This is a genomic window from Enterovirga rhinocerotis (genome assembly GCF_004363955.1).
GTDB lineage: Bacteria > Pseudomonadota > Alphaproteobacteria > Rhizobiales > Beijerinckiaceae > Enterovirga > Enterovirga rhinocerotis.
Map to the genome: position 1 here is coordinate 17,983 of NZ_SNZR01000014.1, position 25,141 is coordinate 43,123.

Annotated in this window: 22 protein-coding genes and 1 tRNA gene; 9 read left to right on the forward strand and 14 right to left on the reverse strand. The window is 68.7% G+C overall.

What is annotated here, in order from left to right; all coding sequences use genetic code 11:
- Position 1: 1 nt before the first annotated feature.
- From EV668_RS16725 to EV668_RS16740, 4 genes are all read right to left on the reverse strand, one after another.
- Entirely contained in the window at positions 2 to 3,436 is a 3,435-nt protein-coding gene (locus EV668_RS16725; RefSeq protein ID WP_133772168.1) for a TonB-dependent receptor domain-containing protein, read from the reverse strand.
- 117 nt (positions 3,437 to 3,553) lie between these two features.
- Positions 3,554 to 4,510 carry a FecR family protein gene (locus tag EV668_RS16730; RefSeq protein ID WP_133772170.1) on the reverse strand — a complete coding sequence of 319 codons (957 nt, stop codon included), beginning with the start codon at positions 4,508 to 4,510 and terminating at the stop codon, positions 3,554 to 3,556.
- 156 nt (positions 4,511 to 4,666) lie between these two features.
- The gene (locus EV668_RS16735; protein ID WP_245513274.1) at positions 4,667 to 5,188 is read right to left on the reverse strand and encodes an RNA polymerase sigma factor; all 522 of its coding nucleotides are present in this window, start codon (positions 5,186 to 5,188) and stop codon (positions 4,667 to 4,669) included.
- 496 nt (positions 5,189 to 5,684) lie between these two features.
- Positions 5,685 to 5,990: a hypothetical protein gene (locus EV668_RS16740; RefSeq protein ID WP_133772172.1), complete on the reverse strand. Its 306-nt coding sequence runs from the start codon at positions 5,988 to 5,990 to the stop codon at positions 5,685 to 5,687.
- Positions 5,991 to 6,325: 335 nt separating this feature from the next.
- Here EV668_RS16740 and EV668_RS16745 point away from each other — a divergent pair, with 335 nt between their 5' ends.
- On the forward strand, positions 6,326 to 6,520 hold the full coding sequence (locus EV668_RS16745; protein WP_133772174.1) for a hypothetical protein: 195 nt from the start codon (positions 6,326 to 6,328) through the stop codon (positions 6,518 to 6,520).
- Positions 6,521 to 6,784: 264 nt separating this feature from the next.
- Entirely contained in the window at positions 6,785 to 6,970 is a 186-nt protein-coding gene (locus EV668_RS16750; protein WP_133772176.1) for a site-specific integrase, read from the forward strand.
- Positions 6,971 to 7,085: 115 nt separating this feature from the next.
- Here the strand turns inward: EV668_RS16750 and EV668_RS16755 are convergent, their stop codons facing one another.
- The 3 genes from EV668_RS16755 to EV668_RS16765 all read right to left on the reverse strand — a co-directional run bounded on the left by EV668_RS16755 (position 7,086) and on the right by EV668_RS16765 (position 10,231).
- On the reverse strand, positions 7,086 to 7,847 hold the full coding sequence (locus EV668_RS16755; RefSeq protein WP_133772178.1) for an outer membrane protein: 762 nt from the start codon (positions 7,845 to 7,847) through the stop codon (positions 7,086 to 7,088).
- A gap of 507 nt (positions 7,848 to 8,354) precedes the next feature.
- Positions 8,355 to 8,430, reverse strand: a tRNA-Lys gene (locus tag EV668_RS16760).
- A gap of 232 nt (positions 8,431 to 8,662) precedes the next feature.
- Positions 8,663 to 10,231, reverse strand: coding sequence for a 2-isopropylmalate synthase (locus EV668_RS16765; RefSeq protein WP_133772180.1), 1,569 nt, complete (start codon positions 10,229 to 10,231; stop codon positions 8,663 to 8,665).
- 734 nt (positions 10,232 to 10,965) lie between these two features.
- Between EV668_RS16765 and EV668_RS16770 the strand changes: the two genes are divergently transcribed.
- Both EV668_RS16770 and EV668_RS16775 read left to right on the forward strand, forming a co-directional pair.
- Positions 10,966 to 11,148, forward strand: coding sequence for a hypothetical protein (locus tag EV668_RS16770; RefSeq protein ID WP_133772182.1), 183 nt, complete (start codon positions 10,966 to 10,968; stop codon positions 11,146 to 11,148).
- Between the two features lie 380 nt (positions 11,149 to 11,528).
- Positions 11,529 to 12,587, forward strand: coding sequence for a class I SAM-dependent methyltransferase (locus EV668_RS16775; RefSeq protein WP_166652520.1), 1,059 nt, complete (start codon positions 11,529 to 11,531; stop codon positions 12,585 to 12,587).
- 119 nt (positions 12,588 to 12,706) lie between these two features.
- On the opposite strand, the gene EV668_RS16780 is transcribed toward EV668_RS16775, so the two are convergent.
- From EV668_RS16780 to flgF, 5 genes are all read right to left on the reverse strand, one after another.
- Positions 12,707 to 13,492 (reverse strand): enoyl-CoA hydratase/isomerase family protein, encoded by a 786-nt coding sequence (locus tag EV668_RS16780; RefSeq protein WP_133772186.1) that lies wholly within the window; start codon positions 13,490 to 13,492, stop codon positions 12,707 to 12,709.
- Between the two features lie 142 nt (positions 13,493 to 13,634).
- The gene (gene flgH / locus EV668_RS16785; RefSeq protein ID WP_133772962.1) at positions 13,635 to 14,378 is read right to left on the reverse strand and encodes a flagellar basal body L-ring protein FlgH; all 744 of its coding nucleotides are present in this window, start codon (positions 14,376 to 14,378) and stop codon (positions 13,635 to 13,637) included.
- A gap of 44 nt (positions 14,379 to 14,422) precedes the next feature.
- Positions 14,423 to 15,415 carry a flagellar basal body P-ring formation chaperone FlgA gene (gene flgA / locus EV668_RS16790; RefSeq protein WP_133772188.1) on the reverse strand — a complete coding sequence of 331 codons (993 nt, stop codon included), beginning with the start codon at positions 15,413 to 15,415 and terminating at the stop codon, positions 14,423 to 14,425.
- A 6-nt stretch (positions 15,416 to 15,421) separates the two neighbouring features.
- On the reverse strand, positions 15,422 to 16,213 hold the full coding sequence (gene flgG / locus EV668_RS16795) for a flagellar basal-body rod protein FlgG (protein ID WP_133772190.1): 792 nt from the start codon (positions 16,211 to 16,213) through the stop codon (positions 15,422 to 15,424).
- A gap of 12 nt (positions 16,214 to 16,225) precedes the next feature.
- Entirely contained in the window at positions 16,226 to 16,966 is a 741-nt protein-coding gene (gene flgF / locus EV668_RS16800; RefSeq protein ID WP_133772191.1) for a flagellar basal-body rod protein FlgF, read from the reverse strand.
- A 276-nt stretch (positions 16,967 to 17,242) separates the two neighbouring features.
- On the opposite strand from flgF, the gene EV668_RS16805 reads away from it, so the two are divergent.
- From EV668_RS16805 to EV668_RS16820, 4 genes are all read left to right on the forward strand, one after another.
- Complete coding sequence (locus tag EV668_RS16805; RefSeq protein WP_133772194.1) at positions 17,243 to 17,728, forward strand: flagellar basal body-associated FliL family protein; 486 nt, start codon at positions 17,243 to 17,245, stop codon at positions 17,726 to 17,728.
- Between the two features lie 88 nt (positions 17,729 to 17,816).
- Entirely contained in the window at positions 17,817 to 18,314 is a 498-nt protein-coding gene (locus EV668_RS16810; RefSeq protein WP_133772196.1) for a DUF6468 domain-containing protein, read from the forward strand.
- A complete protein-coding gene (locus EV668_RS16815; protein WP_133772198.1) occupies positions 18,311 to 19,099 on the forward strand; it encodes a MotE family protein in 789 nt (262 codons plus the stop codon). The genes EV668_RS16810 and EV668_RS16815 overlap by 4 nt, the downstream gene beginning before the upstream one ends.
- An 89-nt stretch (positions 19,100 to 19,188) precedes the next feature.
- Entirely contained in the window at positions 19,189 to 22,602 is a 3,414-nt protein-coding gene (locus EV668_RS16820) for a hypothetical protein (RefSeq protein ID WP_133772200.1), read from the forward strand.
- A gap of 81 nt (positions 22,603 to 22,683) precedes the next feature.
- Here the strand turns inward: EV668_RS16820 and EV668_RS16825 are convergent, their stop codons facing one another.
- Complete coding sequence (locus EV668_RS16825) at positions 22,684 to 23,433, reverse strand: CoA transferase (protein WP_133772202.1); 750 nt, start codon at positions 23,431 to 23,433, stop codon at positions 22,684 to 22,686.
- The gene (locus EV668_RS16830; protein ID WP_245513276.1) at positions 23,430 to 24,281 is read right to left on the reverse strand and encodes a CoA transferase subunit A; all 852 of its coding nucleotides are present in this window, start codon (positions 24,279 to 24,281) and stop codon (positions 23,430 to 23,432) included. Before EV668_RS16830 ends, EV668_RS16825 begins: the two co-directional genes overlap by 4 nt.
- Positions 24,282 to 24,433: 152 nt before the next feature.
- Between EV668_RS16830 and EV668_RS16835 the strand changes: the two genes are divergently transcribed.
- Positions 24,434 to 25,126: a class II aldolase/adducin family protein gene (locus tag EV668_RS16835; RefSeq protein WP_133772204.1), complete on the forward strand. Its 693-nt coding sequence runs from the start codon at positions 24,434 to 24,436 to the stop codon at positions 25,124 to 25,126.
- The last annotated feature ends 15 nt before the right edge of the window (positions 25,127 to 25,141 follow it).

Here is a 25,141-nt window from a genome sequence, read left to right on the forward strand (position 1 = left end):
GTCAGAACCGGTAGTTCAAACCGACCTTCAGCATGTGCAGACCGATGTTGGTCGAGGCCTCACGCCCGCTCACCTCGTTCACCGATCCCGGAACCGTATTCACGAGGGTTCCCGTGTAGCCGGCTGGGCAGGGCGGATTGGGACTGCCGCGTCTGCAACTCGTCCACGTCGTGATCGGCTGTTTCACGCCGCCCCGTGCCTGATCGAAGGAGAGGGCTCCGTTGTCGAAGCCGGCATAGGCATACTCGCCGCGCAGCGACCAATTGCTGGTGATGGCGTATTCGAACCCGGCGCCTGCCGTCCAGCCGAGATCGGTCTTCGTGTCCGTGTCGGTGAAGGAATACGCCGTGCTCGTCGGCGACGCCGTGAGTTGCGTCGCCCGATACTGCTGGCGGCGACCGCTCGCCTGCAGGAAGGCGGCCCCGCCGGTGCCGTAGACCATGAACCGCCCGAACGAATACCCGACGCGTCCGCGCAGCGTCGTCATCCAGTCGAGCTTGTATTGCGTATCCGCCTCGATCGCGCCGGATGCGGCGAGGGACGCCGTCTCGGTCGCCATCGTCCGCGTTGCGTCGCCCTTCTTGCCGAGGAAGGTGAAATCGCTCTCGATGCCGACGAGCACGCGGTTGTCGAACTGGTAGTTGAAGCCGATCTGGGCGCCGCCGATCGTGCCGTTCTTCACGAAGCCCGGAGCTTCGCTCGTCGGTGCCGGCCCCCCGCTTGCGGTCGTGACGGAGCCGGACATCTCCGCCCTGGCGTGGCCGAGATGGAATCCGGCGTAGAGGCCGGTCCAGTCCTCGCCCGGCGCTCCGGCCGAAGCGTTGCCGAGGCGCGGCAAGGCCGGGAAGGCGGGGAGGGAGTTCCCCCCGAACCGATGCGTCAGTCCGATGCGGGCGGTGCGGCCGGGCGACGGCATGCCCGTCGTTGCCAGCGGGTCGTAATAGTATTTGTCGGTGAGGTTCTGGATGCTGAAGTCCAGCACGGTGTCCTCGCCGAGCTTGTAGCTTCCGAACAGGTCGAACACGGCGAATTGGGGCCAAGTGTAATTCAGCCCGATTAGACCTGGCGTTCTCGACGCGGCCGGCGGCCACTTCGAACCGATGCGGGTCGAGGCGAAATAGACGCGGCCGCCGAGGGTCAGGGCCTGGTCGAACAGACGCACGCCCCCGGTGACGCTTCCGCTCCATTCCGGCGGGACATAGGTCGGCGGCGTGACATTGCCGAGGACCTCGTCCAGCCTCGGCATGGTGCAGCCTGATTCCCTCTTGCAATATTCGGCCTTGATGTACTTCGTGAAGTTGCCTTGGGCGAAGAACGTGCCCGTGTCATACGAGCCGGAGAGTTCGAAGCCGTCGTAGTTGGCGCGGTCGATGTTCGTGAATTGCTGGCGCGGGTTGTTCATCGTCCCGGGCACGTCGTCGACAATGATGTAATTGTCGTACTTGTTCTGGAAGTACGTCGCCTTGAAGCGTAGCTTGTCGCCGTCCGTCAGCACGTTGTCGCGCAGCACGTTGAAGCCGAACTCCCACCCCTTCGAGACCTCTCCCTTGAGGTTCGGATTGACCTGCAGGCTGAACATTTCCCAATAGAGTTCACGCAGGCTCGGCGGCCGGTAGCCTTCCTTGTATTCCGCGAAGAGCTGGAAGCCCTCGAACGGCGTGATGACGGCTCCGAAGTTCGGGCTCAGCCGCGATCCGCTCCGATCGGGGAAGATGGACGCGATCCCCTCGCCTTCGGCGTGATAATGGTCGAACCGCGCTCCGGCAGACAGCTTCAGCCAGTTGACGGGCTCGAAGGTCAGCCGTCCGAACCCGGCGCTGAGAAGACGGTTGCCGTTGGGGCCCCGGCTGTTCTGGATCAATCCCTCGATCCGCTGCGGGGCCTCGGCCCGCTCGCGGCGGAATTCCGCACCGCTATCCAGCGTCAGCGGACCGAGGGCCGTGTCGAAACGCGCCGTATTGGTGACGTCGCCTCCGAGCGTGACGACGTTGTGGTTGCGGAAGCCGACGGGATACGCTTCTCCCCGCCTGTGCTCGAGGTCCGTGAGCCAGAGATTGACGCGCAGGTTCACGAGCGGATTATCGGACGGCTCGTAGCGGTACTTCGCCGTGTAGGTGTCGAGCGTGGTCTTGCTGAGCTTGCGCTGCCCGAACGAGTAGCTCGGATTGTTGATGAGGGCTTCGTCCTCTTCGCCCGCCGAGCTGAAATAGCGCATGTAGCCGAGCTCGAAGGACTGACCGTTGTCCCACTTCAACTTGCCCTTCGCCAGGATGGACGTCGTGTCCTGCGAGGTGTTGTACACCTCCTCGCCAGGGCGGATGACGGCATTGCGGCCCGGGTTCAGTCCGCTGCCGATCGGGTAGACGAAGCCGCGCTCCGCATCCATCGATCCGGCGAAGTAATTGCCCTGCTTGCGCCGGGAGATCGCGAAGATGCCTTCGACATGCTCCTGCATCGTCGCGGCGGCGATGCTGCCGGAAAAGCTGTCGCCGTTGAACGACGGCGGCCGGTCCTTCGGCCGCGTCAGCGGATTGGACAGGGTCGTCGTCGTATCGAACACCGGGGAGCGGGTATTGGTGCCGAGGTCGCCCTTGATGCGGATGCCCCAGTTCTGGTCGGCTTTCACGATGTCGCCGGCCGCGAGGGTGCGCATGGCGATGTTGCCGCCGATGGCGCCGGTCCCGACCCCGGCGCTGGGGCCCTTGATGATATCGACGCCGCCGATCAGGTCCGGATCGATATAGGTCTCGTCCCGATTGCCGGCATAGCCGCGATACGACGTCGTCGCGTTGAGGGCGCCGTCGACCGTCGTGTTGACGCGGCCCATGCCTTGAAGACCGCGGATGTTGGGGCTGATCGAATTGCCGACCCGGTTGCCGCCGTTCAGGACGCCGGGCGCGTTGATCAGGATGTCGCCGGGCGAGGTGGGCGGCAGGCGATCGATCTCCTCGCGGGAGATGAAGGACACGGATCCGGGCGTTTCGTAGGGCGTGTCGGCGTTCGAGACCCCGCTCCGGCCGCTGACCTCGATCGTGTCGAGCAGGATCGATCCGTTGGCGGCCGCGCCGCCGCGGGCGGCAGGAGCGGGACCGGTGATCAGAACGCTCCTCGCATCGGTGAAGGAGTGGCTCAGCCCGGATCCCTGCAGGATGCGGGCGATCGCCTCCTGCCGGGTTCCCTGGCCCCGGAAGCCGGCCGAGGATTTGCCGCTCGCGAGCGAGGCATCGTAGGAGAGTTGCGTCCCCGATTGGCGCCCGAAGGCCGCGAGGGCGCGGTTCAACGAGCCCGCCGGGACGTCGAAGGTCGTTTGAGCCTGGGCATAGGCGTCGCCCGCCCCGGCCATGCCGCCGGCGAGCGCGGTGGTCGCGAGCAGCGCCGCGACGAGAGCCCTCCGGCCGATCCCGGCGAGATCGCTTCCATTCAACCGCAGCGCCATAGCCCCACCACTCCAGATTCCGTCGGGAGGGCCGGACGCCTGTCGGCTGGATCGCGCAGCCCCTCTGATGGCTTTACGAACGAGGGCGCGGGATTTTCTCCCGGATCGCCGAATTCGTCAGACGGGGGACAGGACCGTGACGAGCGGGCCGATGCGACGGACCTTGGCGCCGAACGGACGCGCCACGGCCTCGAGCGCCCGGATCGGATCGCTGAGGTCGAACACGCCGCTGACCTGCCGTGAGCCGAGCGAGGGATCGGCCATGACGACGTGCCCGCCTTGCCAGCGGGCGATCTTCGCGACCATGGCGGAGACCGTCTCCCTGTCCGCGACGATCATTCCGTCGCGCCAGGCCGCGATCTGGGACGGCTCCCGCAGGCCGCGGCTGATCGCGTGAGACGAGCTGTCGAGCGTGATCCACTGGCCGATGTTCAGCCGCTCGGCGCTGCGCTGCCCCGGACCGGCGGTGCTCGCCTCGACGACGCCGTGGCTCACGGACACGGAGATGAAGCCGGCATCGTTCGAGACGTCGAACGCGGTGCCGAGAGCCGTGGCCGAGAACCGATCGACGTGGACGACGAACGGCCTCGCCGGCTCGGGGGCGACCTCGAAATAGGCCATGCCGGACAGCAATTCGACAGCCCGCCGCTCGCCGCCGTAGCGGATCGCGACCGCGCTGTCGGGACCCAGCGTCATCACGCTGCCATCGGTCAGGACGACCGGCCGGAGTTCCGCGGTGGAGGTCGTGTAATCGGCCTGCAGCCGCCGGAGCGCGCGCGGCAGGGCCAGGGACCCGGCCGCCGCAGCCCCGAGCCCGATCGCACCGCCGATGACGAGGCTGCGCCTCGACGGGCCATGCCCCGCGCGCGCGGCCCTCCGGTTCTCCTTGAGAACCTGGCCGGTCATGCCGTGGATCGCGGAGATCCTGGCCCAGGCTGCCTGATGCTGCGCGCTCCGGGCCAGCCAGGCTCGCAGCATCTCGACCGAGACCGGGTTGCTGGGATCGTTCTGCAGCCGGATGGCGAGGTCGGCCGCTTCACGGAACAGGCGGCGATCCTCGGGCACCTCTGTCATGCCATCTTTCCAACAGCGCTCGCGGGATGGGGCGCTTGAGGCCCCAGGATGTTCTACGAGTGAGCGGCGCGGATTTTCTGCGGTCAAGCCAGCCGGCGTGAGCATGCTGCGGAAACGGGGAAGCCGGCTCTCCGATCACGAGACCCGAGGGCTGCCTCAAAGGCCCGCCAGCCGGGCATCGATATGCTCGTAGCCATCGCGGATCAGGGCCCAGGTTCGCGAGACCGACAGGTCGAGCTCCGCGGCGACCTCGGCGATGGTCATCTCGTCGATCCGATGCATCTCGAAGGCGGCCCGCGTCCGCTGCGGAAGCTCCGCGAGCGCCGCGCGGGTCAGCCCCAGCCTCTGCCGATCGTAGACGATCCGCTCGGGGGAGGGGGACGCATCCGCGATGGCAGCGAGGTCTTCCGGCGACAGGTCGACCCGGGTCAGGATCCGCTCCCGCCGGATGTGGTCGACGCCGAGATTGCGGGCGACACGGAACAGATAGGCCGCCGGGTTATGGGCGGAGGCGGCCTTGCCGGGCGGCGAATCCAGAACCCGCACGAACGTGTCCTGCGTCAGATCCGCGGCCGTCTCTTCGGTCAAGCCGCGGCGTCTCAGGGCCGCCGCGATGTCGCGTGCGTGCCGGACGAAGAGCTTATGGAGGTCCCAGCTCATCGCGCGGACGAGGGGCATGAAGGATGGATCGCGCCGCACCCGCCCGTGCCGGCGACGGGCGAGGTGCCGCAGAGGCGCGTCCCGCTTGTGTGAACAAGAACCATCGTGCCGATCCAAGCAACCGAAGTTCGAGCGCCAGTCCGCTGGCGCCACCCCGTCGTCATCAATCCAAAGCCGGATAGGGTTGGAAGAATTACCGTGCAACAACAATGATTTAGATCTATTCTAGGGATGTGTTGCCGTGCCGGCGCGCGCCGGTTCACTTGGTCGGCAGAAACGCAGTCTTTTCGCGACGATAGGTCGAGCGCGCTGCGAGACGCGGATGTTGAGAGGGTCGGACAGCCCGCCGCCGCTTCTCTCGATGATGTTGCCGGGAGGACACGCTGAGCCGGGCCTCAGGATCCCTCTCCGACGTCGGGCCCTTCATGAGCCGACGATGACGCGCAGCCGCTCGCACGCCGATCGTGACGGCGAGCGTCGGCTGCGCCTGGGACGAGCCGGGACCGGATATGGGCTACCTGACGGTCAGGCTCTGCTCCGCCTTGTCGTAGATGCTCAGAGCGTCCGCCCATCGGCCCTCGGAGCAAGCGCCGCGGGCGCGGATGACATCCCGGAAAACGCCGTCGAGCTTTTGCGACGCGGTGTTCGCCCCCTGGTCTTCCAAGAGGACGACCAGCTTGAGATCCCGTGCGGCACAGGCTCGTCGCGCCTCGGCATTCGCCGACGCAGACTGGGCAGCGCTAGCTGGAGAGATCGTAGCAGTCGTTGCCGCGATGGCTGCGAGGATAGACAGAATTGTCTTGCGGTTCAGGAGATTCATGCTTCGCTCCCATCGGCATCGACGCATCGTATTGGCGAGAACGATGCGGATTTGCTTGAGGTGCGAGCATTGAGAATTGAACACCCTCGCACAATGTGGAAATGCAGGAACCCTGCCTTCGGCCGAGGCGAAGGCAGGGTTCCTGCATCATGCCGCCGCGAACGGTCCGGGACGGCAGGAGGCGGTTGCCGCGCCGTCGGACCCGGTGTCCGACCCGCGCCCCGGATGGAGGTTTCACCCTTCTGGCCGGTTCCGCTGGTTGCGGGGCGGCCGTCCTGCCGTGGACGTGCAACGCCTCGGGTTGCTGGGCGTTGCTCTCGACAGGAGGTCCAACGATGTCAGTCCCCGGCTCCAACAAGAAGCCCGGTCCGCCGAACGAGGGAAGCCGGCCGAGCGACGGCGGCGAGCCCGTCTCGGGCCGGAAGGACAAACCGTCGAAGCAACAGGAAGCCGATGAGGTGAACACGCCCGGCGATGGAGCCCTGCCGTCGAAAGGGCCGGGCTCGGACGTCGACCCTGGCGTCGGATAGGCTGCGGCAAGCGCGCCGTCTGTCTCGACGGCGCCGAGAAAGGATCGCCGCTCAGGGGCGGCTTCCGGGGCGCGTTGAGCTCGAGCCCGCAGCGGCTTCGCCCTGCCTCCGGCCGAAGCCGTTGACCCGGAAAAATCCCTGTCGTGTCACGGATGCCGAGATCGTGAAGGCCAGGGCCAAGGCCGCGAAGGAAGCCGCGGGCGAGCCCGAGAAGCTGATCCCGTGGCGCCTGCACGACTTCCGCCGCACCGGCGCCTCGCGCCGATGGGCTTCGATTCGATCGTCGCGGACAAGCTCCTCGCGCACAAGCCGGCGAAGCTGAAAGGCGTGGCCAGCGTCTATCAGCGCCATGACTTCGCGAAGGAACGGGAGCGAGCGCTAGAGGCATGGGCGGCGGAGGTCACACGCGCGCCGCCTGAGACGGAGAACGTCGTCAAGCTAAGGGGCTGAGTGTCGCCAAGAAGCAGGTGTCGGCAGGGCACCCTGCGATGGGACCGAATATGCAAATGTCTTGGAACTTCGAGCCAGTTCGAACATCGGCACCACCGCCCGGCGATGGTTCGGCCTACGGGAACAGGTAACGCAGGCCGATGCGAGCCTCGTGAGCGCGAACGTCCGCCATCTTGGCGGAAACGCCGTACAGGTCGCGATTGGTCTTCATCGGCCCAAGGTCGAGGTACCGGTAGCCGACATCGAGCGCGAGCCCGTCCGCAAGTCCAACCCCGGCGCCAGCCATCAGCGCCCAGGCCAGATCGGTCCTGCTGGTACTCGGTAGCGTCAGCTTGGGTCCGGATGGTGTGCAGGCCGCCGTGAAGCAGACCACCTGCGTTCTCCAGGTGTCGATGCGCTTGCTCGCGATGCCGATGCCCGCTCCGAGATACGGGGTAATTCCCGCCCAGGTGCCGAGGTCGACATATCCGTTCAGCATGTATGCGCTAGACGAGAGCGACGCCTTCTCCGCGGAAAAGCCATTGACGTAGTTCGAGCCCGAATTCGTTGCTTTGAAACCGCTGGGCGTCCGCCACTCGGCCGTCACGTCGGCGCGTAACCACTCGTTGAACCGATAACCCACGCCGCCACCAAGGGATAGCGCATCCGAAATGCGCTCCCGCTCGAAGCTTCGAATATCACCGTTCGGAAGGAGGCCCTCCACAGAGGATCGCAGATGCGCGAAACCACCGATGTCGCCGCGGAGGTACCAGCCGCTCGTGTTGAGGGGAGCCGCCGTGCCCCCAGGGAACCCGTCCATGGCGGGATCGGCAGCGATTGCCGGTGCAGCCAGCAACGTTGCGGCCAGGGTGAGAGCAACTCGTTTCACCAGCTTCACCTCGGCTTCAGAGCCCGATCCGACTAAAGCCTCGCATGGTGAAAAACTGGTTAATCAACGGGGTTGCGTACTCATCGCGTCCTGCGAGACGCTCAAATGTCAGTGAGCGCTACGCGCCTGATCTGTCCTGTTGATCGCCAGCTTTAGCAGGGCGGCATCAGGCGGGGGGCGCAGGAACGCATCGGGCCGGGCGGCGCTCACACCCCCTCAGGGCGCCCCTGGCTCTTCGGCCCAACTTGGGCCGAAATTCTCTTCTTGGCCTGCTGCCGGTTTCATGAAACACCCAACCTCGGTGTCCACGAAACCGGCAGCAGGCCAAGAAGGCCGAGCCCGTGGGATGGCGCCTCATGGCGAAGCGCGCGAACCTGCAGAATTGCTCGCTGGAGCCATTCTGCCTTCGAAGTCATTTGGAGTGCCGGGTTCGTTCCGCGGGGTCCGCATTGGGTCGGCAAAATTTCCGGCCGAGGCCGCTTGCTCCGGAAATCGCTGCTAAGTCCGTGAAGGCGATGGTGGGCGCACTAGGGCTCGAACCTAGGACCCGCTGATTAAGAGTCAGCTGCTCTACCAACTGAGCTATGCGCCCATCGCCGTCTGCGCCGCAGCGCGTCGGGAGGTGGGTCTCTATCAGGGGTGTTTTGCGCTGTCCACCCGGTCGCGCCTCGAAAAGACGGAATTTCCGCACCCTGTGGACGAACCCGGTTTCGGGCCTCGAGGCGATGCGCTCGCAGCCGGCTTCAAGGTGCTGTGCGAGACGGCGCCGCTCTCGCTGGGGGATGGCGTCGACCGCCGATCACGACGGTCGACGAGACGCTGGTTCACTCGGCGGCGTGCTGCGCGTGCATCCGCGCCGTGCCGGCCTGCAGCTTGTTGAGGGCCCCGAGATAGGCCTTTGCGGAGGCGACGAGCGTGTCCGGATCCGCGCCGCGCGCGGTGACGGCACGGCCGTCGGCGGCGAGGCGCACGGAGACGTCAGCCTGCGCATCGGTGCCCTCGGTCACCGCATGGACCTGATACAGCTCCAGCACCGCCTCATGCGGCACGAGCGCCTTGATCGCGTTGAAGACCGCGTCGATCGGCCCGTTGCCGTCGGCCTCTTCGGTGACCTTGCGGCCGTCGATGTCGAGGCGGAGCGTCGCACGCTGCGGTCCGCGCGTGCCGGCGATCACCGTCAGCGAATCGAGGCGGATGCGATCGTGCAGATGGGCGACGTTCTCGTCGACCAGGGCCTCGATATCCTCGTCGTAGACGGTCTTCTTGCGGTCGGCGAGCTCCTTGAAGCGGACGAACATGTCCTGGAGCTGGTTGTCGGAGACCTTGTGCCCCATCTCCTCCAGGCGCGAGCGGAAGGCGGCGCGGCCCGAATGCTTGCCGAGAACCAGCGAGGTCTTGGCCACGCCGACCGAGGCCGGGGTCATGATCTCGTAGGTCTGGGTGTGCTTCAGCATCCCGTCCTGATGGATGCCGCTCTCGTGCGCGAAGGCATTCCGGCCGACGATGGCCTTGTTGTACTGGACCGGGAACGAGGTCGCGGAGGCGACGACCTTCGAAGCCCGCGTCAGCATGGCCGATTCGATGCCGCTATCGTAGGGATAGACGTCGCCGCGCACCCGCATCGCCATGACGATCTCTTCGAGCGCGGCGTTCCCCGCCCGCTCGCCGATGCCGTTGATGGTGCACTCGATCTGGCGCGCGCCACCTTCGACGCCCGCCAGCGAATTCGCGACCGCCATGCCGAGATCGTTGTGGCAATGGACCGAGAACACGGCCTTGTCGGAGTTGGGCACGCGCTCGCGCACCGTGCGAAACAGGGCGCGGTACTCGTCGGGCGTGGTGTAGCCGACGGTGTCGGGGATGTTCACCGTCGTCGCGCCGGCCTTGATCACGGCCTCGACGCAGCGGCAGAGGAAGTCGATCTCGGTGCGGGTGCCGTCCTCGGCGGACCATTCGACGTCGTCGACGAAGCCGCGGGCCCGCGTCACCGCCGCGACCGACATCTCCAGCACCTGCTCGGGCGTCTTCTGGAGCTTGTACTTCATATGCACCGGGGAGGTGGACACGAAGGTGTGGATGCGGCCGCGCTTGGCGAACCGGACGGCTTCGCCGGCCCGGTCGATATCGCCGGAGGCGGTGCGCGCGAGGCCGGCGACCACCGCCCGCTTCGTGCGTCGCGCGATCTCGGCCACCGCTTCGAAATCGCCGTTCGACGCCGCCGGATAGCCGGCTTCGATCACGTCGACGCCCATCGTGTCGAGGAGATCGGCGACCGCCATCTTCTCCTCGAAGGTCATGGTGGCGCCGGGGCATTGCTCGCCGTCGCGCAGGGTCGTGTCGAAGATGATGACGCGGTCTGCGCCGGCGCGGGGATGGGTGGTGGTGTCGGTCATGGGAGCCTCTGAATGCGGTCGCGCCGTCGCCTCACAGGCAGGACAGGCGCTTCGGGTTCGGTGCCGCGACCCCTGAGCGCCCGGGCGTGCACGCCCTTGCGGCCCTCAGGGGCTGATAAGGAGAAGAAGCGCGGGACGAAGAAGCGAGGGGCGACGCACAGCATCGACCGCCGCGAAAGCGGCGTCGTCGGCAGTTGCGTTGGGGCGCGCGTCGCGCACAGGACACCTCGTCGCCGGGTAAGCAGCCCGGCAGAGGCCGACCATAGCCGTGCTCCGGCCACGAAACAAGATGTTCGACGCCGGCATGAGGTCTCGCGACCTCCTCGCGTCGATGGACCGCTCCGGATCCCCCGTTCCGGCCTGGCCTCATCGGCGGCGGATATGCGGCATCGAGCGGCTTTGGCGATCGCGGCCGGTGACGTCGTGTCGGCGGGTCCCGCATCGTGCTGAGTTCGTATGTCGCATTCGTGTCGCATGCGTGGTGTCGATACCGTCGCATTCATGGCGGGCCGGAACCGGCTGCTCTATGCAGATATGGGTTCCGGCTGCGCGTCGTTTTTCCGGATATGTTGCGAAACTCTGAAGAACAACTGTATTCGATAAGTATTGACTTCAAAGACCTGCCGGTGGCAGGGATGTGCTGCTTGGCCGTGCTTCTGGTCCCGAGCGTCTCGTCGAGCCGACGAGCGTGACCGGAGGCGCCGAACAAGCCGGCCTGAACAGAGGGGCATGACGTGAATAACGACACCATCAAGGCTTTGCGCGAACGCGTGCAGAACGACGATCTCCTCACGAAAGAGGAGCAGCTCGAGGCCTTGCGAAGCCTCCACCGAGCCAATCGCCGCATCCAGGCGGCGAAGAAGGCGGGGTACCGGGAGCTGCCGCAGGGCGCATGGGTCGGCCCGGCGGCCGCCTAGGGCCGGCCGGCGTCAAAGAAGGACGCAATCGCGGTCCGCGAAGCCCCAGAGGAGCGCCGGTTCCGGCGGTGGTGCGGACCCGTCGCTCCGATGATTGCGCCGCGGGGTTCCGAGGCCCGGCCCCGCCCGCCGTGCTCGGCGATCCTTCCCTTCCCCGCGATGCCGGGAGGGATGATCCTGCCTTGATCCGCGATCCGTCGCGGACTTGCCTTGGACGGACCCTCGCCCTAGGCCGGGCCCATCGGGCTGGGCTTCGTGCCATCACCGCATCTCGGTCCTGACGGTTTCGTCCGGCTGACGGGGAGCGCAGCTCCCGTTGCGAAGACGCGGCAGCCGAACAAGATCGTTGCCGTATGGAGGCGGGTCGACAGAGCGAGGGCATGAGGGTGGGCAGCGGGAGCAGTTTCGACAACGCTCTGGACGCTTTCCGAAGCGGGCGCTTCGAGGTGGCGCGGCGTATCCTGCTGGAAGCCGTCTCGTCGGACACGCATCCCAAATGGTTCGCGCTCCTCGCCTCCACCGAGGCGCGGCTGCAGAATTGGGACGGCGCGATCGAGCAGCTTCGCTCCGCCATTCGCCTGAGCGACAAACGCAATCTTCAGTGGTCGCGTCAGATGGCGGCCTATCTGATGAAGGCGGGCAGGCATGCGGACGCCCATGCCGTCCTGACCTCGCTCGTGTACAGGGGCGAGGATATCGACAAGGACCGTGGCCTCCTGGCCCAATTGCACTTCATGCGGTGTGAGTGGTCCCTGGCGCTCGATCTGATCGACAGCACGTCCTGGCCGGACGACGTGGTTCCGCTGCACCTGCGGGCCATGGCGGCCGAATGTCGATCGAGGCTGGCCGGTCCCGACGACGCGGGGGAGAGGACATCCCGCCAGCTGTCCTCCGCCTATTACGATGTCGTCTACAGCGGCAGCGCCGAATATGCGGCGGATTCGGAGGACAGCATCTACGCGCCGGTGTGGAGCACCATCGTCGAGCGGATCGAGCCCTCGAGCGTGGTGCTGGATATCGGCTGCGGCCCGGGCCAGTTCGCTGCGTTCCTCCACGCTCGGCGGCCGTCGGTCCTCTATACCGGCATCGATTTCAGCGCGACGGCGATCGCCCAGGCGAGGAGCCGCTGCTCCGCTGTGTCTTTTGTCCAGGCCGACATCTTCGATCCGAAAAGCCTCGACGGGATCGGGTACGATACCGTCGTCGCCACCGAGTTCCTCGAACATGTCGACGACGATCTCGGGGTCCTGTCTCGACTGCGATCCGGTGCCGCGTTCATCGGCTCCGTTCCCAACTTCGATTCGATCTCGCACGTGCGCTATTTCAGCTCGGAGATCGAAGTTCTGGCGCGATATCGGGATGTCGTCGAGGATTTGGCGGTGAAGCTTGAGCCGTGCGGGCGCAACGCCCTGTTCGTCATGACGGGGCGGATCGCTTAGAGCGTGCTGCGGAAAAGTGGAATCCGGTTTTCCGATAACAGCACGCGATCATAATAAGTTAGAGCGTGCCGTCATCTCGGGAGCGGGCAGCACTTCCGGTGCCGCGGCCCGGACCGGACCTACTTGCCGGTGAAGACGGGCTTGCGCTTCTCGACGAAGGCGAGTTCGGCCTCCCGGTGGTCCTCGGTGAACCAGAGCCTGGCGAACATCTCGGCCGTCGTCTCCGTCGAGACGGCCGGACGGCTTGCGCGCACGGCCTCCTTCACGGCCCGGATCGCCAGTGGCGCGGCCGTCAGCCCGGCGAGATAGTCCAGGCTCCCATCGGCCGCATCCGCTCCCGTCGTCACGATGTCGACGAGACCCAGGGCGAGAGCCTCCTCCGCCGGAAGCGCTGCGGCCTCGAGGAGCAGGCGGGTGGCGCGGCTCGGGCCGATGGCGCGGACCAGTCTTTCCGTGCCGTTCCAGCCGGGCAGGAGACCGAGCTTCGCTTGCGGGAAACCGATCTTGGCCGCGGGCGAGGCGATGCGCAGATCGCAGGCCAGAGCGAGCTCCGCCCCGCCGCCGAGCGCATAGCCGTCGATCGCGGCGATGACGGGCAGCGGATGGTGCTCGATCTCGACGAGGAGGTCGCGGATGAAGCCGAAGGTCTCGGACAGCTCCTCCGGCGTGCGGAGGGCGCGATAGGCCTTGAGGTCGCCGCCGGTGCAGAAGAACTTGCCGCCGGCGCCCGTGATGACGATCCCGCGCAGGTCGGTCCTGGTCCGCGAGGCCGCCATGGCCTCGCGGAGGCCTTTCGCCGTCGGCAGGGAGATCGAGTTGCCGGCCCAAGGCCGGTCGATGGTCAGGACGAGCGAGCCTTGCTTCTCCGAGACCTTGACCTCGGCACCGTTGACGCTGGACGACATGAACCGAACCGACCTTTGCTCATGACCGGCCCGAGGCGAGGGCCGAAACGGGGGTGCGGCCCCGGCGAGAGCACCGGGGCCGCGTCGGGAACGTCGGCGGACGTGGGGAGCGTGCCGACGTTCCGGGGAACGGTCGTTATCCTCAGAACGGCAGCAGGATGTCCATCACCTGCTGGCCGTATCGCGGCTGCTGGACATCGGTGATCTGGCCGCGGCCGCCATAGGCGATGCGCGCCTCGGCGATCTTGGTCGATTCGATCGTGTTGTCCGCCTCGATGTCCTCGGGCCGGACGATGCCGGCGACGATGAGTTCACGGACCTCGAAATTGACCCGGATCTCCTGCTTGCCCTCGACGACGAGATTGCCGTTAGGCAGGACCTGCGTGACGACGCCGGCGACGTTGGTGACGAGTTCCTCCTTCCGCCGGATGGAACCTGTCCCGGCGCTGCTGGAATTCGAATCCGCATCGACGAGCGAATCCGGATTGGCGTTCTTCAGCCGCCGCTCGCCGCCGAAGAAGCTCTTGGCCGAGAAGCTCTCGTCGTTCGCGCGCGCGCGCCGGGTCTGGTTGTCGAAATCGGCCTTGTCCGTGACCTTGACGCGCACGGTGACGAGGTCTCCGACCTGGTGGGCGCGCTGGTCCTTGAAGAAGCCGCGCGATCCCGTCCGCCACAGCGAGTTTGCGGCATAGGACGTGGGCTGCGGCGTCGGCATCGGCATCCGCACGGGCTTGTAGCCGGGCTGCGCGGTCGGGTCCTTGATGGCCGAGAGCGCAGGCGTGGCGCCGATATTGGCGAGGCGGTCGGCCGCGCCGCAGCCGGCGAGCCCGAGAGCGGCGGCGGCGAGGACGGCGAGGCGAAGCCCGGCGGCGATGGGGCGGGTCATGGCGTGGGACTCGACGTTCGGTTCGGTGCGGGCGGTGCGGGGCGTCATGGGGTCGTCCTCGCTGCGGAGGCGACGCGGCCGGGCGCGGCCGGGCCGACGGAGACGCGGCCGGGGCCGGTCACGATGGCCTGGAGCGTCTTCTTCGAGTGCGGGTTGACGACCGCGATGGTCTCGCCGAGCGAGCCGGATTCGGTCGCCCGCACCCGCAGAGCGAGGGCGACGCCGGGCGCTTCGTAGACGGCGGTCACGACATCGCCGCGCCCGACGAGTTCGGGCTTCGCGAAATCGGCAGGCCGCAGGACGGTGCCGGCTGCCGCCGTGCGCCGGACGATCCGCCCCGCGAGCGGACCTCCGTCATGCTGCGCATCCGCGCCGATCGTGTCGCGCGGGCGGCGCTCGATCGTGATGTCTCCGGCCTTCAATTCCTGCCCGCGCTCCAGCGGGCGGGTGGCGACGGCGACCTCGATGAGATCGACGACGGACCCGCCGATCCTGATCTGCGCGCGCCGTTCGGCGGGCGAGGGCCCGAGCCAGACGGATGCGAAGACGCGGCGCGTGCGGCGGTCGAAGGCGATCTCCGAGGCGATCGCCTCGCCCGTGAGGGTCGGCGGAGCGGCGAGAACCGGGGCGGGGCCGTCGAGGACGATTCCGGTCGAGGCGGGGTCGAGCCCGTGCTCGGCGGCGAGGCGCTTCCGGATCGCGGCTTCGATCTCGTCCGGGCCGATGCGGCGCGCCGCGCGCGTGACCAGGATCTGGACGCGGCCGCCGGATTGGATGGCGATCCCCAGAGCCTCGGCGGCGGCCTGGATCCGGCGCGTCTGGATGGTCCCGGTCGCCCCGAGGGCAGGGGCCCGGAAGAGCGGCGCGTCGGCGAGGGCCGGGGGCGCGTTCTCGATCAGGTCGCCGACGGTGAGCGTGTCCGCGCTCGCCGTGATGTCGCCGCGGAGCATCGGCCCGGCCGCGAAGGCGGCACCGGCCGAGAGCAGGGCGGCGACGGTGGCCAGCGAGACGAGAGGTCGTGTCAGGACGGTCGTCATGGTCCGTCAGCCCCGGAACATCTGGCTGGTCGAGGACAGCATCTGGTCGGCGGCCGTCACGACCTTCGAGTTCATCTCGTAGGCGCGCTGGGCTGCGATCAGGGCCGAGATCTCGGTGACGGCGTTGACGTTCGCCTCCTCGAGATAGCTCTGCTGCAGCGTGCCCGCGCCGTCCGTGCCGGGATTGGCGTCGATCGCCTGGCCGGACGCTGCCGTCTCGATGAAGAGGTTGTCGCCGATGGATTCGAGACCCGTCTTGTTGATGAAGCGCGAGAGCTGGATCTGGCCGACGATGGTCGGCGTCGTCTGGCCGGACAGGGTCGCCTGGACCTGGCCGGTATTGCTGATCGTCACGCCCGTCGAGTTCTGCGGAACGATGAGGCCCGGCTCGACCACATAGCCGTCGCGGGTCACGATCTGGCCGGTATTGTCGAGGTCGAAGGAGCCGTCGCGGCTATAGGCGAAGCGTCCGTCGGGCATCCGGATCTTGAAGAGGCCTTCGCCGCGGATGGCGACGTCGTAGGTCTTCTCGGTCATGGTCAGGTTGCCCTGGCCCATGGCGCGCGGCGTCGCGACCGTCTTCACGCCCGAACCGAGGGCGAGTTCGGCCGGCACCCGGTTCTGCTGCTCCGAGGTCTGCGTGCCGGCGCGGCGATATTGCTGGTAGAGCAGGTCCTGGAAATGGGCCTGCTGGCGCTTGTAGCCGGTGGTGCGCAGGTTCGCGATGTTGTTGGAGATGACCTGGACGTTCAGTTCCTGGGCCATCATGCCGGTGGCGGCGGATTGGAGGGCGCGCATGGTGTGTCCTCCTCAGGCCACGTCGGCGAGCTTGGAGAGGGTCGAGCGCTTCATCTCGTCCATCCGCCCGATCATGTTGGCGACGCCGGTATAGCTGCGCTGCACCTCCATGAGCCGGGTCATCTCGACGACCGGCTTCACGTTCGAGCGCTCGAGAGAGCCGGGCTCGAGGCTGGCGGCGGTGCCGGCGGGCGTCGGCTGCGCGGCGGCGGAATAGACGTTCGCGCCCTCGCTCTTCAGCATGTGGGGATTGGCGAAGCTGACGAGCCGGAGCTTGCCGCGCGCGCCCTGGTCGCTCGTGACCGTGCCGTCGGCGGCGATGGCGACATGGGCCTCGCGCGGTCCGAAGACGACGGGGCCGGCATCGCCCATGACCGGATAGCCATCGTTCGTGACGAGGCGGCCCGTCGGATCGATCTGCATGGCGCCGCTGCGCGTGTAGCGCTCGCCGCCCGGCGTCTGCACGACGAGGAAACCCTCGCCCTTGACGGCGACGTCGAGCGGATTGCCGGTCCGCTCGATCGGCCCGGACGTCACGTCGAGCGGCATGCCGCCATCGACCACGAAGGCGATGCCGCGATCCTGCGACGGAAACGCATCCGCCCGTGCCTGCGGCATCAGATATTCCGCAAAGCGCGACGAGCGCGCCTTGAAACCCGTCGTCGAGACGTTCGCCAGATTGTTGGCGATGACGTCCAGCTCTCGGCCGAGCGCCACCTGGCGCGACAGGCCGACAAGCAGCGCGTTCTCCATGAACCGCTCCCGTAAGTCCCCGCCGGATTCTCGACGCTCCCCAGCGCGAACCCGGCGGATGGAGATCAGCACGGCGTGTGCCAGCGCCGGATTTTCAGAATTCGTTAGCCTTAACAGATGCTTGATGTTGCGAGCCGATCGCGGGGTCCAAGTAACGCCGTGCCGCCCGGCAAGGTTAAGTCGGCAGAAATTGCCGGGTTAACCACGCGTTAACCATAATCGGGGAATGGTCGCGGCGTGGCTGCCTGGAGGGGCGGGCGGCCGGGATCCACCATCATGGCGAAGAAGGCGAAGCCGAGCGATGCCGAGGGCAGCGCGGCCTCCGGGACCGGCGGGGGCCGGAAGAAGCTTGCCGTCATCCTCGCAGCCGTCCTGCTGCTCGGTGGCGGCGGCGGCTGGTTCTTCCTGAAGAAGAAGCCTGCGGACCAGGTCGCCGTCGAGGTGAAGAAGCCGGTGGCGTTCCTCGACGTCGCGGACATGATGATCAACCTCGCCCAGGAGACGCCGCAGGAGCGGCCGCGCCTCCTGCGTCTCAAGGTTTCGCTGGAACTGAAGGATGCGAAGGGCGTCGACGAGGTGAAGCCGCTGCTGCCCCGCGTGCAGGACATCTTCCAGGTCTTCATGCGCGAAGTCCGGGCCAGCGACCTCGACGGCTCGGGTAGCCTCTACCGCCTGCGCGAGGAGCTTCTGCGACGGGTCAACCTCGCCGTCTTTCCCACCCGCGTCGAAGCTGTGCTGTTCCGCGAAGTCATCGTCCAGTAACGCCGAACTCGGATCCTCCCATGCCTGACGTGAGATCATCTGGCGCCGATGCCGGGTTCGCCCGCGCCTGTCCGGAAGGGACTGCCCGATGACACCCCTTCTCGCCCTCGCGGCCGACCTCCTCGTCGCGATCCTCCTGGTCGCCACCATCGCGACCTCCGTGCGGCTGTCGCGGCGGATGTCGCGGATGCAGCAGGACGAGTCGGCGATGCGGGTGGTGGTCGCCGAACTCGTGACCGCGACCGACAAGGCCGACGCGGCGATCGCGGCCCTTCGGATGACCGTGAGGGACAGCGAGCAGGCGCTCGCAGACAGGCTCGGTGCGGCGGCGCGGCACACGGCGCAACTCGCGGAGCAGCTCACGGCCGGTGAGGCGGTCATCGAGCGGGTGTCGCAGATCGCCGCCATCTCCCGTCGCCTCGCCGTCGAGGCGAAAGCTGTGGCCTCGCCGCAGGCGCCATCGCCACCGGCGCAGGACGCCGTGCCGTCCACGCCCGCCGGAGCCGACAGGCTGCTGGCCACGATCCGGCTCGCGCGGGACGTCGCCGACCGCTCGGCCCGCCGCGTCGCAGGTCAGGCCGCATGACGACGCCCGGACGCCGCACCAGGCGGTTTCGCCTCGTCGACGGCGTGGTCGTCGCGGCCGGCGCGCTTCTCCTGCTGAAGGTCGCGTCTTTCCTGGCGACGCCCTCCGAGCCCGATCTCGCTCCGGACGGTCTTCCGCGTTTCGGGCATGTGATCGGCCATGCCCGTTCCAACTATCGGCCCGCCGATCCGGACGTGACCGGATCGGTCTCGGGCAAGGCTCCGCCTGAGGTCGCGCCGCCGGGGGCCGCCGAGGCTCCGTCGGTGCCCTCCGAGCCCGGTCGCGACGTCTCGGCGGAGACCCCCAAGGGCTCGCCGTCGGAGCGGGCGATCCGTGAGCGCCTCGGCGAGCGCCGCGAGGAGCTGCAGCAGCGCAGCCGCGACCTCGAGACCCGCGAGAAGCTGCTCGAGGAGGCGGAACGGCGCGCGGAGGCGAGGGCGGAGGAGCGCCGCCGCGCCGAGCAGGGCACCGTGCGCGCGGAGGTCGAGAAGGAGGCGGAGCCGCTGAAGGGGCTCGTCGTGATGTACGAGGCGATGAAGCCGAAGGACGCCGCGCGCGTCTTCGACCGCCTGCCGCAGGACGTTCTCGTCCCGATCGTGCGCCGGATCGCGCCGCGCAAGATGGCGGAGATCCTGGGCGCCATGAGCCCCGATGTCGCGCAGAAGCTGACGACGGCCCTGGCCCGGCCCGCGGGAGCGGCCGAAGCCAGCCCGGTCGCGGCCCTGCCACCGGGGGAGTTGCCCGCGATCGAGCCCCCGCCGAAAGCGGGAGCGCGGCCGAATTAAGCCGGCATTAGCCCTCTGCTCATAACGTCCGGACCGTTGCCGGCCCGTCGCGAGACCGCAAGGGCGCCGCACGGGCGAAGAATTGCGTCATGCGTCACCTGGGCCGGCGGCTCGTCCCGCACCCGATCCTTGGCCTTCGCACAGCCGCCCTCGCGGCGGGACTGGCCGCCCTTCTGGCATCGGCCGCCGCGCAGGCCCGTGACGTCACGATCCGCGGCCAGGCGATGCAGGGATTCGGGCGGATCGAACTCAGGTTCGACGCCTCGACCAAGGTGACCTTGCGCAATACCGGTTCCGTCCTGGTCGTCGGCTTCGCGGAGCCGACCAGCATCCGGTCGGAGAAGTTGCTGGCGGAACTCGGCGGCTATGTCGCCAATGCGCGGCGCGATCCGGACCGGACGGGGCTGCGTCTCGCTCTCCCGCGTCCGTACAAGGCCAATCTCCTCGAAGCCGGCGAACGCGTCTTCATCGATCTCCTGCCGGAGAACTGGGCGGGCCTTCCGCCCGGCCTTCCGCCCGAGGTCGTCGCGGAACTCGCGGCGCGGGCCCGGGCGGCGGAGGAGACGTTGCGTGCGGAGCAATCGCGACGGGCTCGGCCGCGCGGCGTGGTCGCCCTGCGCCTCGCCGAGCGGCCCGACCGGACCCGGCTCGTGTTCGAGGCGGGCCTGGGAGCGCCGATCCGCGTCGAGGAAACGGGCGGTGTCCTCGAGGGCTGGTTCGAGGGGAATGTGGGCTTCGAATCTGGCGGGAACCGGGCGAAATCCGCTGCGGGCGTCGCGGAATTCGAGGCGGAGGACGACGCGTCCGGTGTTCGGATCTGGCTCAAGGCCGCGCCGGGGCGCGTGCTGCGGCATTTCATCGAGGACGGCTCTCTCGTCGCGGACCTCCTTGCCCCGGAGCCTCCTGCCGACACCTCCGTCCCCACGCCCGTGGCCACGGCTCCCGGGAGCGAGCGGCTTTCCGCGCCCGCAACGGCGCCCGGCCTCGCCGCCGAGACCCGGCCGGCCTCGCCGGCGAGGCCGGAGCCTCCGCGCGCTGCTCCCGCACGCTCCGTCGCCGGACCCGCAGGCGAGCCGTTCTCGATCCCCCTTGGCCCCGAGACGCCTGCGGCAACTCCTGCGCCGGTCACGGCGACGTTCGGCGAGACGGCTGGGGCATCGGTCCTCGCCATCCCGTTCCGGGAGAAGACCGCGGCGGCGGCGTTCGAGCGCGGCGGGCGCGTGACGGTCGTCTTCCAGTCCGCCGCTCCCGTCGCCATTGGCACGGAGGAGGCGGCCCGCCGGGCGCTCGGCTTCGAATCCGTCCGCCAGGACGGGCCCTTTTCGATCCTGTCCTTCGGCTCGCAACCCGAACGGCCGATCAGGCTCGCCCGCGAGGGGACGGGTTGGACGATCCTGCGCGGCGGCATCTCGGCCGCACCTCCCGACGACCTCCTCGTCACGCGCGCGGCCGCCGAAGACGGCCGCAGCGAGGTGGCCGTCGCGCTCGGCGATGCGACCGCGGTGCGCTGGCTGCTCAGCGTGGACGACACGCCTCTCGCGATCGTGCCGACCACCGGCCGGCAAGGCATGGCGACGGGGCGGCGCTTCGTCGAGTTCTCGCTCCTCCCGACGATCCAGGGCGTCGTCGTCCAGCCGAATGCGGACGAGGTTCAGGTCACGCTCGGCCGGGGCGGCGTTCTCGTGTCGCGACGGTCGGGCCTGTCGCTGTCCGCCCTCGGCCGGGGCGGAGCGGCCGGCCGGCGGATGCCCCTTCTGGTCTCGGCGGAGACCTGGAGCGAGGCGACGGGCGGCGATGTCCTCGCGCGGATTCGCGAGCAGGTGGCCGTGGCGGCCGAAGCGCCGCGCTCCGACAGGTCCGCGGCGCGGCTGGCCCTCGCGACGACCCTGCTGTCGAACGGGCTGAATCACGAGGCGGCAGGGCTTCTCGCCGTCGCCGCTCAGGAGGATCCGGTCTTCGCGCGCGGGCGGGAGGCCCTCCTCATGGCTGGGATCGCCGCCGTGCGGGCCCGCCGGGACGCGGCCGCGCGGGTCCATCTCACGGACGAGATCCTCGCCGGCGACCCGGAGGCCGGCTTGTGGCGCGCGGTCCTCGACGCGCGTGCGCGGAACTGGCCGCAGGCCCTCGCCGCCATTCGGCGGGCGGAACCCGTCCTGTCCCGCTATCCCGACGACATCGCCGGCCAGTTCCGGCTGACGATGCTCCGCGCGGCCCTCGGCGCGGGGGACCTCGAGGCTGCGCAGGCGGCGGTCTTCGCCCTCCAGCAATTGCCGGCCGGGACGGTCGAGCGCGATCAGAGCGATCTCGCTGAGGCCCTGCTGGACGAGGCTGCCGGGCGCACAGACCAGGCGCTCGCGATCTACGAACGGCTGGGCTCGTCCCTCCTGCCGGCCGTCGCTGCGGAATCGTCGCTGCGGCTGGTCGTGCTCGGCCGCCGCCAGGCCCGCATCACGGCAGCCGACGCGGTGCGGCGTCTCGAGGCCCTGTCGCTATCCTGGCGCGGCGACGAGATCGAACTCGGCACCCTCGCACAGCTCGCTCGCCTCTATGGCGAGACGGGCCGGTGGCGGGACATGCTGACCCTGGCACGCACGGCCGATGCGCGCTTTCCCGATCACGACACCACGCGAACCCTGCACGACGAGACCGTGCGGCGCTTCGAGGCCCTGTTTCTCGGGAGCGATCGCGGCGGGATCGACGCGGTCGAATATCTCGCGCTCTACTACGATTTCAGGGAGTTCTCGCCGGCCGGCCGCCGCGGCGACGAGATCGTCCGCCGGATCGCGGACAGGCTCGTCGAGCTCGATCTTCTCGACCAGGCGGCGACGCTCCTGCAGCATCAGGTCGACAGGCGATTGACCGGGCTTCCCCGCTCGATCGTCGCGACGCGGCTCGCGACGATCCGCCTGATGAACGGCAAGCCGGCGCTTGCGCTCGCGGTGCTCGCCGGCAGCCGGATGGCGGAACTGCCCCCGCCCGTGCGGCGCCTGCGCCATATGATCGAGGCCCAGGCCCAGGCGGACCTGACGCGGGTCGATCTCGCGCTCGAAGCCATCGAGGGCGAGGACGGCGCCGATTTCGATCGCCTGCGCGCGGGCATCCTGTTCGGTGCTCGCCGCTGGCGCGAGGCGGGCGATGCCTTCGAGGGGCTCGTCGGAACGCGCTGGCAGGGCAAGGAGCCGCTCGCGGCCGAGGACCGGCAGGATGTCGTCCGCGCCGTCCTCGCCGGCGTCATGGCGGGGGAATGGATGTCCCTCGACCGGATCCGGGCGAAGTTCGCGGCGAAGATGGGTGACAGCCCGGACGCGACGCTGTTCGATGCTCTGATCCGATCGAGGTCGATCGAGACGCCCGAATTCAAGGCCGCGCTGAGGGACGCGAGCCGCGCCGGCTCCCTGCGCCGCTTCCTCGGCGATTGGGCCAGCGTCTCGGACCTGCCCGGCGAGCCCGCCGAGGAGGCCGGCCGGGAAGCGGGCCGCGAGAGCGCGCCGGGGCCGGGCTGACGACCTTCACCTGGACGGTGCGATGCGTGCACCGGGACGCCCAAGCGATCTCCGGCAGCGCCACGGCGCCCGGCCGATCGTTCAAGCGGCCGTCTCGCTGCGGAGGCGGCTGGCGAAATCCGGATAGGTCTCGGACAGCTCGTCCATGATCTGCCCGCGCAGGAGGTCGAGCGTCGCCCGGTCCGGCGCCTCGGTCTGCTTCGGGGAACCGGCATGGGCGAAGCCGAAGCCGGTCGCGGCCTTCACCTCGGCGAGGTCGTGGCCGGGATGGAGGCTCTCCAGCGTGAAGCCCGGCCGGGTCTTGTCGAAGCTGAACAGGGCCTTCCCGGTCAGCAGAGCGGCCGGGCCGCCCGTCCGATAGACGCCGTCTTCGCTCGTCCCGGGTGCGCTCGTGAAATCGACCGTCTCGACGAGGACGCGTGAGCTGTGCTCCTCCCGGAAGAGGATGACGCGGGGGACGACGAAGTAGAGATAGGCGGAGCCGAAGGAGCCGGGCCAGCGCGGCGTCGATCCGGGGTATTCGCCCGCGCCGACGAGATTGATGTTGCCCCTGCCGTCGATCTGCCCGCCGCCCAGGAAGAAGGCGTCGATGCGGCCCTGTCCGGCGCAGTCGAACAGCTCGGCCGAGCCGTTGGTGAAGAAGTTGTGCTCGACCGAGCCGAGGATCGAGAGCCGGACCGGCGGCGCGCCCGCTCGCTTCTTCTGCGCCCGCAGCAGCATCGCACCCGCGGCGGGGATCGGCGAGGAGGCGCCGACCGCGACATGGCGGACGCCGTCGAGCAGCCGGGCGATCGTCGCGATCAGGATCTCGCGGGGATGGACCTCCCTCACTGTGCGGGCTCCAGCGCGGGCCGGGAGGGCGACGTCGCCGGGGACGACGCCATGGAAGACGCCCCGGACGACGCCATGTACTCGGCGAAGCCCTCGGGGGTGCGGGCGGCCTTCGCATAGCGGAGGATCTCGGCCGTGTCGGTCGGGTATTCGCCCCAGAGCCCGTAGGGCCAGGCGCCGCGGGGCGCGAGCGCGACGTCGGTGACGTAGAGGGAGGGCAGCGTCCCGGCGGCGCTCATCTCGCTCGCGAGAAGATTCTCGTCGACGATGCGCTCGACCGTGACCAGCGTCTGCGCCGAGGCATAGGCCATGGCGGCCAGCTCCCGCCGCCGGCCGATCCAGACATTGCCGTGGCGATCGGCCATCGGTGCGTGGAAGATCGCGATGTCGGGCTTCACGGCCGGGATCAGGACGATCGGATCGCCTCCGTCCGCGAAGGGATTGTCGATCACGCGCCAATCGTCCCGGAAGCGCAGGATGTCGGAGCCGATGAGGCCGCGCATCGGCTGGAACGGGTTCCCTTTCTGGGCGGCCATGAGGCCGGCATGGATGGCGGGGCAGGTGGCATCGCGGATCGCGATCGTGCCCTCGCGGATCGCCTGGTTGAAGCGCGGCGCCCCACCGGCCTCGCCGAGCGAGACCGCGCTCGTCTCGATCGAGCGGACCAGCCCCGCGCCGATCAACTGATCGACCTGGAGCCCCCCGGTCGGGACGCAGAACAGGCGGAGATCGCCGGCGCCGTGCTCGATCAGCGGCTTCGTCATCGCCATCGAGACGCCGGCATAATCGACCGGCAGCGCGAGCAGCATGCCCGGCTCGACGCGGCGAGCCATCTCGCGAAGATCCATCGTCGCTCCTCCTTCCCACAGATATGTCATTCCGGAAGGCCCAAGGCGAGCCCGCAACCGAGACCGCGCAGGCCCCCGGCTTCGTTGACCGCTCCAAGCGCGGGCACCATGGTCCTCATCGGGAAACCTGCCCGGCGGGGAGAAGTCGAGGGATGTTGCCGAGCAGGGACGATCGCGGGTTGAGGCAGGCCATCGTGGCAGCCTGCCGGGAGATGACGGCCGTGGGCCTCACCCAGGGCACGTCGGGCAATATCGGCGTGCGCGTCGAGGGCGGCCTCCTGCTGACGCCCTCGGGGCTCGCCTACGACACGATGGGCGCCGACGACATCGTCTTCATGGATTGGGACGGCGGCTGGACGGCGCGCGAGGGCAACGTGCCCTCGTCGGAATGGCGCTTCCACCTCGACATCCTGAAGGCGAAGCCGGAGGCCGGCGCGGTCGTCCATGCCCATCCGCCCTACTGCACGATCCTCGCGATCATGCAGCGGAGCATCCCGGCGATCCACTACATGATCGCGGTCGCCGGCGGGGACGACATCCGCTGCGCTCCGTATGCGCCCTACGGCACGCCCGAACTCTCGCGCCTCGCCCTCAAGGCTCTCGCGGAGCGCGACGCCTGTCTCCTCGCCCATCACGGGATGATCGCGACCGGGGCGAGCCTGCGCAAGGCGATGTGGCTCGCCGTCGAGGTCGAGGCCCTGGCGCGGCAATATCACGGCTGCCTTCAGATCGGCACGCCGCCGCTCCTGCCGGACGCGGAGATCGATGCCATCCTCAAGCGCTTGGGCCAGTACGGGCTGCGCGACAGGGCGCGGCGCGCCGCAACCGGCGACGGGGGCGCCTGAGCGAACGCGGCGCAG

Bases quoted from the DNA above. Each gene is read 5' to 3' on its own strand.
- EV668_RS16835 (WP_133772204.1), top strand. From the start codon at position 24,434: ATGTTGCCGAGCAGGGACGATCGCGGGTTGAGGCAGGCCATCGTGGCA.
- EV668_RS16745 (WP_133772174.1), top strand. From the start codon at position 6,326: ATGTCAGTCCCCGGCTCCAACAAGAAGCCCGGTCCGCCGAACGAGGGA.
- EV668_RS16810 (WP_133772196.1), top strand. From the start codon at position 17,817: ATGACACCCCTTCTCGCCCTCGCGGCCGACCTCCTCGTCGCGATCCTC.
- EV668_RS16725 (WP_133772168.1), bottom strand. From the start codon at position 3,436: ATGGCGCTGCGGTTGAATGGAAGCGATCTCGCCGGGATCGGCCGGAGG.
- flgG (WP_133772190.1), bottom strand. From the start codon at position 16,213: ATGCGCGCCCTCCAATCCGCCGCCACCGGCATGATGGCCCAGGAACTG.
- EV668_RS16815 (WP_133772198.1), top strand. From the start codon at position 18,311: ATGACGACGCCCGGACGCCGCACCAGGCGGTTTCGCCTCGTCGACGGC.
- EV668_RS16820 (WP_133772200.1), top strand. From the start codon at position 19,189: ATGCGTCACCTGGGCCGGCGGCTCGTCCCGCACCCGATCCTTGGCCTT.
- EV668_RS16740 (WP_133772172.1), bottom strand. From the start codon at position 5,990: ATGAATCTCCTGAACCGCAAGACAATTCTGTCTATCCTCGCAGCCATC.
- EV668_RS16775 (WP_166652520.1), top strand. From the start codon at position 11,529: ATGAGGGTGGGCAGCGGGAGCAGTTTCGACAACGCTCTGGACGCTTTC.
- flgF (WP_133772191.1), bottom strand. From the start codon at position 16,966: ATGGAGAACGCGCTGCTTGTCGGCCTGTCGCGCCAGGTGGCGCTCGGC.
- EV668_RS16730 (WP_133772170.1), bottom strand. From the start codon at position 4,510: ATGACAGAGGTGCCCGAGGATCGCCGCCTGTTCCGTGAAGCGGCCGAC.
- flgH (WP_133772962.1), bottom strand. From the start codon at position 14,378: ATGACCCGCCCCATCGCCGCCGGGCTTCGCCTCGCCGTCCTCGCCGCC.
- EV668_RS16735 (WP_245513274.1), bottom strand. From the start codon at position 5,188: ATGCCCCTCGTCCGCGCGATGAGCTGGGACCTCCATAAGCTCTTCGTC.
- EV668_RS16830 (WP_245513276.1), bottom strand. From the start codon at position 24,281: ATGGATCTTCGCGAGATGGCTCGCCGCGTCGAGCCGGGCATGCTGCTC.
- EV668_RS16780 (WP_133772186.1), bottom strand. From the start codon at position 13,492: ATGTCGTCCAGCGTCAACGGTGCCGAGGTCAAGGTCTCGGAGAAGCAA.
- EV668_RS16805 (WP_133772194.1), top strand. From the start codon at position 17,243: ATGGCGAAGAAGGCGAAGCCGAGCGATGCCGAGGGCAGCGCGGCCTCC.
- flgA (WP_133772188.1), bottom strand. From the start codon at position 15,415: ATGACGACCGTCCTGACACGACCTCTCGTCTCGCTGGCCACCGTCGCC.
- EV668_RS16765 (WP_133772180.1), bottom strand. From the start codon at position 10,231: ATGACCGACACCACCACCCATCCCCGCGCCGGCGCAGACCGCGTCATC.
- EV668_RS16750 (WP_133772176.1), top strand. From the start codon at position 6,785: ATGGGCTTCGATTCGATCGTCGCGGACAAGCTCCTCGCGCACAAGCCG.